We start from the raw sequence: 12,712 nt of genomic DNA on the forward strand, positions 1-12,712 counted from the left end.
ACGTTTACACCTGGTTGAATCATGTCGACGCACCCACCGGCGGCCCTACAGTGGTGGCCGTGGCGCCACACCCCGACCCGGAGAAGACCCTGGCGGCGATCCTGACCGAACACGGGCCGCTGAGCGACGGGCAGATCGCGACCCAACTGGGTCAATCCGGGGTGGCCAACCCCGAAGACGTCATCGTCGACCTACTGGAGAACTACAACGCGCCGGCCGGTCAGTTGCCCGATGAGCGCTGGGTGTGGTTGCCGACCCTGTTGGCCGGGCGGGTGTTCACCCATCGGCTCTCCGCCGACGAGATCGCCCACGATCTGCTGCCGGTCACCCCTGATCTGGACCCGGTCACCGAACTCTGCGAGCACGACGGCTACCAGCAGTTGACGAACGGCTCGCCGGTGCAGGTGGTCCTGCCAGAATTCGACGCGGCGTTGCTGGACCAGCGCGGCGTTCCGGCCGAGTTGCTCGGGTCCGGGGCCGGGCTGCTGCTGGAACCCCGGACTCTGGCAACGCTCGGGGTTGGCCCGGGGGATCTGGTCGGGGTTCGGTTGAGCGTCGACGGGCTGGTGCTGGAGCCGGTCACCGCGATCGCGCCGGCAAGCGCTGCCGAGGCGTTGGCCGCGGTGCTCGACGCCGAGGAACCGGTGGATTTCGATGCGGCGGTCTGGACGGTCTGCGCCGCCGATGCGGCGCTGTTCACCGCGGCGCAGCCGCCGCTGAGCGAGATCGCCGAGGCCCACGGGCTGGCCCGCTACGACGACAAGCTCGCGCCCGGCGGGTTCGACTTCGACCGGTGGCGTTTCGAACGCGACTGCCTGCGGTTGGCCCGCCGGCACGGCATCGATTCCGACGATGCGGTCTTGCTGAATACCCTCATCGTGGTGCACACCCAGATGGCGGCGCTGATGGAGTCGGCCGATGAGCAAGGCGGCGCCGAGCCGGCCGGTTCGATCGAATTCGATTCCCCGGACGTTCGATTCGGCGAGATGCTCCGAACGGCGGGCGCCGCCCTGACCGATCCGGTGTTGGCGGAGATCCTGGTGCAGGAGACCACCGGCGGCGCCCGACGCGACGTCGCGGCGTTGGGCATGCTCGCGGAGACCCTGGAGCCCCAGGTGCCGCGGTCGGCACGAGTGGCCGCCCGCTGGCTGCACGCGGCGGCACTGGAGCGACTCGGCGACACCGCCGGATCCGAGCGGGAGCTGCAGGCAGCGGAGTCGATGGATCCGGATTGGCCGCTGCCCCTGCTCGATCTGGCGCGCTTGGCTTCTGACCGCGGCGACGTCGAGGCGGGACTGGGCCTGCTACATCGCGCCGGGGTTGGCGCCGATCATCCGCTGGTGGACCTGCTACAACGGCATCGCGGCACACCGCGCTCCGATATCGGCCGCAATGAGCCGTGCTGGTGCGGGTCTGGCCGCAAATACAAGAAGTGTCACCTCGGCAACGAACAGCTGTCATTGCCCGAGCGAGCGAGCTGGCTGTATGCCAAGGCCATTCAGCAAGTCCTCACCGCCGACTGGCGGCCTCTGCGCATGTTGGCCGCACTGGAGCGGTATCGCTACGACGAGCAGTTCCCCGACGATCTGGCGGAAGCCGCGCTAGCCGACCCGCTGGTGGTCGATGCCCTGCTGTTCGAAGGCGGGGCGCTGGAGGAGTTCCTGGATTGTCGCGGCTATCTGCTTCCCGACGACGAGCGGCTGCTGGCCGAGCAGTGGCTGCTGACGGAGCGGTCGTTGTTCGACGTGCACGACGTCGCCGCCGGCCGCAGTGTCACGGTGCGCGACGTGCGCACCGGCGATATCGTCGAGGTCCCCGAGCGGCTGGCCAGTCGGACACTGCGGCCCGGGCAGTTGATCTGTGCGCGGGTGTTGCCGGTCGGCGACGGCGTGCGGTTCTTCGGTGGCATCGAACCGATCGCCCTGCACGAACGTGACCTCTTGGTCGACCTGCTCGACGAGGGCGCCGACCCGGTGGAACTGGTGGCGTTTCTGAGCCGGCGATTCGCCCCACCGACGGTGCTCGATGCGTTCGGTGATCCGTTCGTGGTCTGCGAGGCGCGGGTGCGGTTCAGTGATCTTGCCGCGGCGTGCGCTGATCTCGATGCCTGCTACCAGCGGAGCGATGATGACCCGCCCGGCTGGACCGACTTCTTCGACGGCGACACGCAGCGGGTGCGGGCCACCCTGAGCCTCGACGAGGACACTCTGCGGGTGGAGACGATCAGTGAGAACCGGTTGGACGGCGTGCTGGCCGTACTGCGCGGCATCGACCCCGACATGGCGGTGCTCGAGGACACCCGCACCCCGGCCAGTGAGCTGGTGGCGTCGGCCGGGTCCGAGAGCCCGCGGCCTGCTGCCGCCGAGCCAGAGGACCCGGAGTTAGCGGCCTACATGGAGCAGATGATCCTCGACTACGAGCGGCGCTGGCTCGACGAGTCGATCCCGGCGCTGAGCGGGTTGACCCCACGGCAGGCTGCCGCCGACCCGACCCGCCGCGACGACCTGATCCGGCTGCTCGCCGGGTTCCCGTCCGGCGCAGCGGCCGGGCGCGGGATGAACGCTGACCGGCTGCGGGAAGCGCTGGGACTGGACTGAGCCGCCTGAGCCGATTCGTCCGGTCGGCGGCCACGACGGTGACGGCCTCCGATGTTCAGCGGCCCTCGGCGGCGCGGTCCAGCACGGTGAACGCGGCGTCGAGGCGCCGCTGCCGTGACGGGCTGGGTTCGTGGTTGGCCTCGGCGGCAACGGCGTTGATCAGGTCGTCCAACTCATCCGGGCTTGCCACCAGCACCACACCGCTTTGGCCGGCGCGCATGGCGAAAACCAGCCGTTCACACTCGGGGTCCAGCAGTTGTAGGTCGCGCAGCGCCGCGGCGGTGTCGTCGCCGAGCGCGATCTCGCGGACCTCGGCGGCGAGGCTCAATTCGCCGCGGGGACGAAGGTCGTAGAGCGAGCCGACCCAGTTGGTGACAGTGCCAGCATCACCGCAGGCGTCGCAGTTCCAACCGATCGGCGCATCCGGTGCGGTGCGAGTGACCATGATCCGCCCCGGGCATGCCGTGCGGTTGGGGCGTCGTCGGCACCGCAGCGCGCTGCGCCACGGTTGACCGGCATCACCGGCGGTCGCCGCCCGGACAATGTCGATGATGTGCGCGGGCGGGGCCGGCGCACCAAGGGTCAGCCGGTGCAGGTCGCTCAGGTCGGTGACGCTCATCGTCGATCAGGCTACTCACAGCGCGTCGGTTCTGGCAGCCGCCAAGGGGGGTCCACGGCGCATGCGCCCGCCTTCGTGTTAGTGCCGGGCGGAACTTTGCGCTCGCCCTACGCGTCGTCGCCTACCCCCAGCGCTCAGCGATCGCCTGCGAAGACGGGTTGACTTGGCCGTAGCCGACGAGCCGGATATCCAGCCCGGCATACTCCACGATCGCCAATGCGCGCTCGATCGCCGCATCGATCCAGCCCGGGGCGTTGCCGAACACGCCGCCACCGACGCGGGTCAACAGCACAATGGGTGACCCGTCGGCGAGTGCTTGCTCGGCGGCGGCCAGCAGCGTCGCCTCATAGGAGGCCTCCAACACCAGCCGGGCGAAGGACTCCCACGCCAGCGCGGGAAGGTGCGAGTACGCCACCGGCAGCGCTGAACAAAACGCTTGAGACACATACCGGCGCGGTTCACCACGCACGTCGGTGACCTGTACGTTGCGATGCAAGCCGATCGCCAGCTGCGCCCGCAGCCGGTCGCGCAACTCCTCGTCGGCACCGGCCAGCAGGTCGCTGATCGCTGCCAGTCCGTCGGCGGTGCCCAGCGCGTAGCCATTGCGCATCTCCCATAGGTCGCCCACCGGCCGGTCCAGCTCCGCCGAGAGCGCCGCTCCCATCGGGGCCAGCGCATCGAGTTGGCGGTCGCGGGCCTGGCCGGCCTGACCGTCGACGGGCACCAGGTAGTTGCGGTAGATGGTGGCCGCCCCGGCCGCCAGCGCGCACGCCGGCCCCTGGGTGTGGTCGCCGGCGTAACCGGTGACGCCCTGCTCCGGGGTGACACCTGGCGACACCATCTCCAACACGTTGAACTGCGACGCGACCTGAAACAGCGCCCCGGCCAACTCGGGTTCGGAATGCATCGCGCGGGCATCACCGGCCACCGCGCTGACCGTGCTGCGCGACCGCCCGGTCGGATCCACCCGCGCACGCAGCTCGGCCAGGGTGGGCAAGGTCAACTCACCGATGCCGTAACGCGCCCCGGTGACCGTGGAGACCAGCTCATCGCCGTCCACGGCCAAGCGACTCCGGGTGCTCTCGTAGCCGTCCTCGCCGAACCCCATCAGATCGGCAAACCAGCTGGCGCCCATCAGGACACCACCCGCCGCGCCGCCAGCCGGCGGAGAACGCCACATTGTTCGTCGTTCTCCGGGGCCGGGTCGCCGGCTTTTCTGGTCCCGGCGCGCAACTCGCCGATGCGGTGCAGCGCGGCGTCGGCGTCGAGCCCCTCCTCGGCGATCAGCCACGCCCCAACGACGGTGGCGGTACGCCCCTTGCCGCCCCAGCAGTGCACGTACACGACCCGGCCGGCGTCGAGTTCGGCGCGGATGTGTTCGACGATCCGGTCGTAGCCGTCGTCGGCGATCGTTGACTGGTCCCGGATCGGGAGCCGCACACAGTTCGGCCGCGCGAGCCCGAGGTCATCGGCAGCTCTATTGAGGGCACCCCGGTAATCCTCGAGAACGGCTCCGCCCCAGGAGCGTTCACCGACCTCGGTCAGATCCACGATCGAGTCGACGCCGGCTTCCAACAGGACCCGACGTTTCTGAACGCCTTTCGCCTTATCAAGCGAGGCCGGGTACTCCCCGGCAAGTAGGCGGCCCGGCTGCACCCACCAGCCGTGCAGGATGTCGTCGTGCGACCAGGATGGCGTCATGGCACTCCCCCTCGGAGTATTTCCGTCGACCGACAGTATGCGCCGCCCCTCTGACATGACCCGGTGAAAGCGTGACGAGAACCGATGCAGCGCCGGTTGGGTCGCGACGGCGGGGGTGCGCGCGACGGCGCGGCCGAAACCGACGAACCGGCGCACCATGTCGGCGCCTTGGCCTATAACTAGAGGAGCTTTTAGGGGATCGGGGCGGGCACGGTGGGTGGTATAGCGGCACAGTCGGTGGATCGTCGTCGTGGGCGGTCGATGATCTGTACGCGGGGCTGGAGTGTCCGATGAGTGCCGATCGACTGCTCACCCCGTCAAAGATCACCGCCTGGCTGGACTGTCCGCACTATCTGACGTTGCGGCACGAAGTCGACGCCGGGACACGAACCGAGCCGCAGTCCACCTTCGGCGCGTTTGCTCAGTTGCTGGTGAACAAGGGCCTCGGCCACGAAGATCAGTGCCTGGCCGAATACCGGGCGCAGGGTAAGTCCGTTCTGCCGGTTCCCGAGAAACGCCCGGACGAGTCGTTCGAGGCGTGGGTGGGCCGGGTCGGTAACCCGCTGGACGGCCGATACGACGTCGTCTACCAGATGCCGTTCATCCATGATGGGGTCCGCGGGGTCGCGGACTTCCTGGAACGGGTCATCGACGGCGACGGCTGCGTGTCCTACGAGCCGGTTGATGCGAAACTGGCACGCGCTGAGGCCAAGCCGGGGCATGTGCTGCAGCTGTGTTTTTACGCCGATGCGATCGCCTCGCTCACCGGGGCACGACCGAAACACATCCATCTCTGGCTGGGATCGGGTGAGCGGGAGAGTCTGCGGGCCGACGATTTCGCACCGTACTGGCGGCGGCTGCGTACCCAACTGGTCACGGTGTTGGCCGCCGGGCCGGGCGCCGACACGGTTCCGCGTCCGAATGCGCATTGCGATTTCTGCGAGTTCCGGCCGGTCTGCGATCAGCACTGGCGGGAACACAAAGTCCTGGATCTGGTGGCAGGCATTCGGCGGCCTGAGGTTACGACGCTGGAGGACGCCGGCACCCTCACCATGGCGCAGTTGGCGGCGTTGTCCGAACCGGTCGACGGGCTGCGTCCGCTGCGGATCGAGCGGCTGGCCGGGCAGGCAGCGTTGCAGGTTCAGGCGGCCGCACAGCCCGATGATCCCCCGCCGTTCACCATGATTGCCCCGGGCGAGGATCCGACTTGGGGTCGCGGTTTCGAGCAACTCCCCTACCCCGACGCCGGTGATGTGTTCCTCGATTTCGAGGGGCACCCGTTTTGGCGGGTCGAGACCGGGTTGTTCTTTTTGTTCGGCCTGCTCGAACGTGGCGACGACGGGGCGTGGTCTTACCGGAGTTGGTGGGCACACGATCTCGATGCGGAGGCCGACGCGGTTGCTTCGCTCATCGACTACCTGCATCAGCGCCGTGAACGGTTTCCGGCGATGCACGTCTACCACTACAACCACACCGAACGCTCCCAGTTGGTGTCGCTGAGCCAAAAGCATGGTGTGGCCCAGGACAAGCTGGTTGAGCTGATCGAGACCGGGATGTTCATCGACCTGCTGGTGGTGGCTCGCAACGCCATCCAGGTCGGCACCGAGTCCTACGGGCTGAAATCCTTGGAGCGATTGACCGACTTTCAGCGCAGCCACGCCATCGACAAGGGCGCGGGTGCAGTGCTGGCCTATGAGCACTACATGGCCGACGGGGATCAGGCGGATCTGGATCGCATCGAGGTCTACAACGAGGACGACGTGCGGGCGACGATGGCGTTGCGGGACTGGTTGGTGGAGCAGCGTCCCGCTGGGTCGCCGTGGCGGGATGCATATCTTGAGCCGGAACCCGAGCTGCCCGAACTCGATGAACGAATCGCCGAGCTGCACACGTTTGATGTGCACACCCCGCAGTACCTTCTCGGTGACCTGCTCGGCTACTGGCTCCGCGAATGGCTCGTATACCGGGAGCGGACAAAGGCTCGACTCGACGACGAGTCCTCTAACCTGTTCGACGACCAGGACGCATTGGACGAGCTTCGATTTGTCGGTGCTATCGAGAAGCAGGGCAAACAACGGTATCCGGCAATGCGGTTCAGCTATCCGAGGCAGGAAGCCGGTGATTTCCGCGGCGACAGGCTCAGCGTGTGGTTCCTCGCCTCCGATGCCAATCTGCTCAACCCATCCGTCCGAGATCTCGACGCCGGTACAGGCACGGTCGACCTGGTCTGGAACAACAAAGCGCAGGAAGCGGGCGTGCTGCCGAAGCGGGTGGTGCTCAAGAGTTGGGTCTCGACTGCGACCAAATTGGCGGCACTCTCCGATTTCGCGGACCGGTTGCTCGCCAGCGGCGACATCAACTCGGCGACGTGGGCGTTGTTGAACCGCGAGACCCCCCGGTTCACTGACGGCGGCGGCCCGGCCGCCGGCGCGTTCACCGACGATCTGGACGACATGACCCGCTGGGTAACCAAGCTCGACTCCAGCTACGCAGCGGTCCAGGGCCCACCGGGAACCGGGAAGACCTACAGCGCCGCACACCTCATCCACGCGCTGGTGACGGCGAATCCTGGCCGCCGCGTCGGCATCACCGCGACGACCCACCTCGCCATCGACAACGTGCTCGAAGAGACTGTGGCGGTATTCGCGGCGAACGGCGACGCCGATTCGCTCCGTGCCGTGCGACGGGTTTCGTCGGAGCCGGCGAACCCTCTCCCCGGGGTCACCTACGCCATGAGCAACCCAGACAGCGCGGACAAGGGCTTCAATGTTGTTGCGGGGACCACCTGGCTCTTCGCCTCGAAGGAGATGCAAAAGGCAGCCGTCGATGTGCTCCTCGTTGACGAGGCCGGCCAACTCTCCCTGGCCGATGCGCTCGCCGCGTCATGCGCAGCGAGCAACCTCGTCCTACTCGGCGACCCGCTGCAGCTGCCGCAGGTTGCCCAGGCCGATCACCCCCGGAACAGCGGCCGAAGCGTGCTGGAGCACGTCCTCGACGGAAACGTCACGATTCCCGACGACCGGGGCGTGTTCCTGTCCCAAACGCGCCGCATGCATCCTGACGTGTGCAACTTCGTCTCGGCGGAGATCTACGACGGTCGGCTCACCAGCCACCCCGACTGCGCCCGGCAGTCGACGGTCGCCGGGACCGGTCTGCGCTGGCTACGCGCCGAACATCAGGGCAATAGCACCGCTTCGCCGGAGGAGGCTGAGCTGATCGCCGCCGAGATCACTCGCCTTATCGGAACGCCTTGGACCGATCAGGCCGGTATCGAAAAGCCGTTGACGGTCCACGATTTCATGGTGGTCGCCCCATACAACGACCAAGTGCGCGCAATCCGCGAGCGACTCAACGCCGATGCGGCCACGCGCGGCGTCCCGGTCGGCACCGTCGACAAGTTCCAAGGCCGTGAGGCGGCAGTGGTGTTTTTCTCCATGACGACCTCCACCGGCGCGGAGTTGCCGCGCGGCGTGGAGTTCCTCTTCTCGCGCAACAGACTCAATGTCGCAATCAGCCGGGCACGGTGTCTGGCGTATCTGGTGTGCACCGAGGAGTTGTTGAACACGCGGGCGCGCGATGTTGAAGACATGCGGTTGATTGCGACGCTGAATGCGGTCGTCGAGTATGCGTTGAGCCAAACCGGGGAGCGCGATTAGAGGTAACCAAGCCAGGGCCGCCCTGCGAGGCAGCAATCGAAACGCCCTGTGCGGTTCATTGCGGCGTTGAACCGATCGTTGCCGGCGGCTTGGGATCGGACTGATCGGCCCTGGATCGCCCTAATGAGTTGGCGCGTCGACAATGCCCAGTTTGCGCGCCAGGGCGGGTCCGCCGACCTCAGCGATGAAGGTTGGGTCACCGCAAACAACCAGCCGGTCACGCGCCCGCGACAGCCCGACGTAGAGACGCTCACGCGCCCGCTCGACCGGGCCCTTGGAGTCCACGACGAGCACCACGGCCCGGCGCTCGAGGCCTTTGAAGCCGAGGACATGGCCGTAGAAGACCTGCTCGACGTCCCAGAAGCTGTCCCAGTAGGCGTCGTTGCCTTCGGCCTGCCGGGCCTTCTGCTCGGGGTGGCGGCTGCCGGTAGCCAGCAACGCGATGTCCTCGGGCCGCCAACCCTCATCCAGCAGTGCTTCCACTTGATCGTCGCCGGCGTCCATCGCCTCGTCGGCGCTGCACGCCACGAACGTCACCTCCGCGCCGTCGGCGCCGAGGAAGCGGATCGGGTGGTCGACCAGCGGCTGGAAGGTGGTGGCGATCTGGCGGGTGTTGCGCAGGTTGCGGTCGAGCACCAGCGACACCAGCGGGACCGGCGGGATGCCTTGTCGGTCGAAGACCCGCTGGCCCTCATCGCTGAACACGAACAACCCGCCGTCTTCCGGGTCGCGGAGCGCGGTGATCAGCGGATCCCACCAGGTGTCGGCGAAGTCCTGGGCCTCATCGACCACGACCGCGTCGAAACGCTGCCCCTCAGGCAGGTCCTCGGCCAGCTCGGCCATCTGGCGGGGCAGATCGCGTTCCCAGAACACCGGTTCGGCCACCGACCCGTCCGGGGCATCCGGGGCGCCCCACTGTGCGCCGAGGCCGTGGAATTCCCCGACGTAGGCGGGGCGTTGGCGTCGCGGCCAGTTCGCGGTGATGCGTTTGAGGTAGGAGGCCAGCCCCCGGGAGTAGCACAGGAGCGCGACTCGTTGGCCGGCGTCGGCGAGCCGGCGGGCCTGCGCCATCGCGAGGAAGGTCTTGCCGCTGCCGGCGCTGCCGCGTACCTGCACCCGGTTGAGTAACCGAATGGCTCCCAAGATGACGGCCTGCTCTTCGGTCAGCGCGTCGGCGGTGTCGTCGTTGGCCAGGGCGCGCGCGACCACGTCGCGTTGCGGCAGCCCCCGCCCGCCGAGCGTGGTGCGCAGCTGGTCGATGCCGGTGGCATCCAGCAGCGGGCGATCCAGCTCCTGGTCGATGAGCACCTGCCGCAGCCGCGACACCAGCTGCGGTAGCTCGGTGCGGTCGATGACCTTCCAGCGCGGGCAGTCCGGGAGCGCGAACTCGTCGGACAGTTCGGTATGCGGTAACACCACCACGTGATCCCAGCGCAGCCGCCGAACGGTCCAGCGCGGATCGCCCTCGACGAATCTGCGCAGTGCATAGCAGGCCTCGCGAGCTTGGCGGACGGGTTCGATGCGGTACTCGGTGCCGCGGCGGCGCTACCACCATCCGGTGCCGTCATGCCAGACGTCGCCGCCCTTGACCTCCAGGCAGACGATGCCCGCGCCTTCGATGGCGACGACGAAGTCGATCTCGTGGTCTTTGAGGTGATCGGTGACCCGCTGGCCGGCGATGATCAGGTCGTGCTCGCCCAACTGGGCGAGCAGGGCGTCGTGGACGTGGCGTTCGGCGCCGCTGCCGAAGCGGGGGTTGCCGGGGAGGGTGGTGGGCATGGGTTCAGGGTGACATGGGGGTGGGACAGGGAGGTGAATTTGAGCGGGGCACTCAGCGTCTTGAGTTCGATGGCGTCGACTTGCAAAGCACTGCCGCGGTTAAGCAATAACGAAAATCTTCGATGTCCCTGGCTTGGCAGCGTTGCGGGTGTCCGCAACGCGGCGGCGACCCTGCAGCAAGTGGCGTCCAAGGAGATCGGGGCTCCTGGCTCCCTCAGATCCTCCCGTACCTGTCGGGGAGTGGGGTTATTGTCGAGGTCTCGGGCAGTACTTAAGCCTCAAAAATGATGAGCGAGGTGATTCGCCGTGGCTGACGCTTCGGCTGCATTTTTGGACAGTCTGTTCCAAAAGATGATGATCGACCAGGAGTGGTCGGTGCGGCGCCCGAACGGGTTTACCTGGTGGGGGTATCGGCTGGCCCAACACGTGGAAGTCGATCCTCCAGTTTCCCACCACGGGGTGGAAACCTCTACCGTCCGGGTCTGGACCGATGTGGTCCGGGATATCGATCCGTCGTCTGATCCCACCGAGGTCCTTGGTGCATTCAATATGCAACAGACCATGGGCGCTTACGTTTGGAATCAAGACGCGGGCACCATCAGCGAGTGCTGCACCGCATTCGTAGCCGAAGACAATGTCGGGCACATCGCGAATCTGATGACGATGGCGGCGACGCTGCAGAACGCCAGCGCGCACACGCGGGCACACACGCTTGCCGAAATATGCGGAGGTATTCCGAATACTTCCGGTCATCCGGAACATGGCGAGCGTCCGACGATGGATGATCTGCTCAATGTTCCCGAGCAGGTGATCATTCCGGCAGGCCAGCAACCGTCGAAGTTCGCCGGGCCGGCGATGGAGAACCTGCTGGACTTTCTGACCCGTAACGGGATCGTGGGCAACACGTCGCAGACTGCACTGAACTGCGCCGTGCCTTTCGCCGACCCGGACACGGCAGCAGCGATGTTTGCTGCAGCGCTGTCCGGCAGCGACGACGGACCGCCGATGTCGCGCATCGAGCTGCTCGCGGACGTTTCCCACCCTGGTGTCGGCAACGGGTTGCTGGTTTTGATGTGGCTGCCGGTCTCCGATGAGCGGGAGACGATCAGACGGGTCGCTAATGCGCTCAACCGAAGTGAAGCGGCCGGGGAGTCTTTGACCCCACTGCTGGGCGCTTGGTGCCCCGCCCCCACTGATAAAGAGGGCCGCCGCTTGGCCTACTGCAGTTTCATTCCGAACCTGTTCGCCAGACACGGCGTCATCGGCGACCAAATTCTCTATCTGCGGAACCGTTCGGCGTACGCAGCAGAGTGGTTCGCCGCCCACCTTGCTGGCTAGTCGAGGTCGATAAGCGGTGTGCAGGTGCCGGATCGTTCGCTGACTCCGCCGAGGGTAGAGCGTAGCCATACTGCCCGCGCCAACTGTGGCTATCTAAACACTGTGGATCTGAGCCGCTAAACTCGGCGGTCCTCACCGGTAATATTCGACCACACTGGTCACTAGTTAGTCATCGCCGTATCCAAATTTGACATCGGAGAAAGGATAGACATGGACCTCGTCTACCACGTCCATCGAGACCACAATGGTCCCATCGTGGTCTTCGCTGAGCGCGGGCGGGCCGAGTACATCTGGTCAATACATCGGGCGATCAACGAGTCCGAAACGTGGGGTCAGTTTCGTGCAGCGCTGCCCACAGGGGAATGGGAAAGTCACTTCCTGCCACACTTTGAGGACTGGGAGGAAGAAGTCCCAGCTGACGATGAGCCATTCAATTCGGGAGACGTTCCCGGGTACGACGATGGGGACTACCCAGGGTGGCCAGCACAAGAACAACTTGACTGGTTTCCCAAGCAGCTGATCGAGAAGTACGCTGGCAGAAAGGCGAATTCAGTCCATAGCGGCGAGTTCCTCGAACTGCCCGGCGAGCGGGCCGATGAAATTGCCGCCGAACTACGAGCTATGGGGCATACCGTCGAACGCACCGACCAGGATCTGTAGCTGGCGCCCCGATGACTGTCCAGGCGTGTTGTTGAGCCGCAACCGGATTCGCCACCGGGCCGGGAGATTGGCCGAACGGAACCTCGCTCGCTGGATCAGTCGTGATCACCGCTGCAGCGCCATGGGCGACCTCTTCGACAGTCGGTGGCACGGTCACAGGCCAGTAGCGACCACGGCCTCGCCGCTACCCGACAACTGCGGCCTGCCCGAATCAAGTTCCCAAGCCGGCGAACGGAAGCCTCATCGAGGCCGCACACCGATCTGACCCTCCTCGCGGTAGCTGCCGTTCAGATCGGGCAATAGCCCGGATCGTGGCGCCGCATCGTTGATTGGTTCGGACTGCATGAGCGCCGCGGTCTGAC

7 protein-coding genes and 1 pseudogene are annotated in these 12,712 nt (G+C 66.5%); 4 read left to right on the top strand and 4 right to left on the bottom strand.

What is annotated here, in order from left to right:
• Positions 1-50 precede the first annotated feature (50 nt).
• A complete protein-coding gene (locus A5643_RS08030) occupies positions 51-2,597 on the top strand; it encodes an SEC-C metal-binding domain-containing protein (RefSeq protein WP_502686227.1) in 2,547 nt (848 codons plus the stop codon).
• A 55-nt stretch (positions 2,598-2,652) separates the two neighbouring features.
• Here A5643_RS08030 and A5643_RS08035 read toward each other — a convergent pair whose 3' ends face one another.
• The 3 genes from A5643_RS08035 to A5643_RS17700 all read right to left on the bottom strand — a co-directional run bounded on the left by A5643_RS08035 (position 2,653) and on the right by A5643_RS17700 (position 5,076).
• Positions 2,653-3,216: a hypothetical protein gene (locus tag A5643_RS08035; protein ID WP_066853713.1), complete on the bottom strand. Its 564-nt coding sequence runs from the start codon at positions 3,214-3,216 to the stop codon at positions 2,653-2,655.
• Between the two features lie 121 nt (positions 3,217-3,337).
• Entirely contained in the window at positions 3,338-4,351 is a 1,014-nt protein-coding gene (locus A5643_RS08040) for a hypothetical protein (RefSeq protein ID WP_066853715.1), read from the bottom strand.
• Positions 4,351-5,076, bottom strand: coding sequence for a protein-tyrosine phosphatase family protein (locus tag A5643_RS17700; protein ID WP_231995492.1), 726 nt, complete (start codon positions 5,074-5,076; stop codon positions 4,351-4,353). Before A5643_RS17700 ends, A5643_RS08040 begins: the two co-directional genes overlap by 1 nt.
• A 131-nt stretch (positions 5,077-5,207) precedes the next feature.
• Here A5643_RS17700 and A5643_RS08050 point away from each other — a divergent pair, with 131 nt between their 5' ends.
• A complete protein-coding gene (locus tag A5643_RS08050; protein WP_082948813.1) occupies positions 5,208-8,573 on the top strand; it encodes a TM0106 family RecB-like putative nuclease in 3,366 nt (1,121 codons plus the stop codon).
• A gap of 120 nt (positions 8,574-8,693) precedes the next feature.
• Here A5643_RS08050 and A5643_RS08055 read toward each other — a convergent pair.
• Positions 8,694-10,352 (bottom strand): annotated as a pseudogene (locus tag A5643_RS08055) (NERD domain-containing protein).
• Positions 10,353-10,658: 306 nt separating this feature from the next.
• Here A5643_RS08055 and A5643_RS08060 point away from each other — a divergent pair.
• Together A5643_RS08060 and A5643_RS18110 are read left to right on the top strand one after the other, a co-directional pair.
• Entirely contained in the window at positions 10,659-11,690 is a 1,032-nt protein-coding gene (locus A5643_RS08060; RefSeq protein ID WP_066853717.1) for a hypothetical protein, read from the top strand.
• Between the two features lie 210 nt (positions 11,691-11,900).
• Positions 11,901-12,350 (top strand): hypothetical protein, encoded by a 450-nt coding sequence (locus A5643_RS18110; RefSeq protein ID WP_156628638.1) that lies wholly within the window; start codon positions 11,901-11,903, stop codon positions 12,348-12,350.
• Positions 12,351-12,712: the final 362 nt, after the last annotated feature.

It is taken from the genome of Mycobacterium sp. 1274756.6 (assembly GCF_001668625.1).
In the GTDB taxonomy this organism is placed as follows: Bacteria; Actinomycetota; Actinomycetes; order Mycobacteriales; family Mycobacteriaceae; genus Mycobacterium.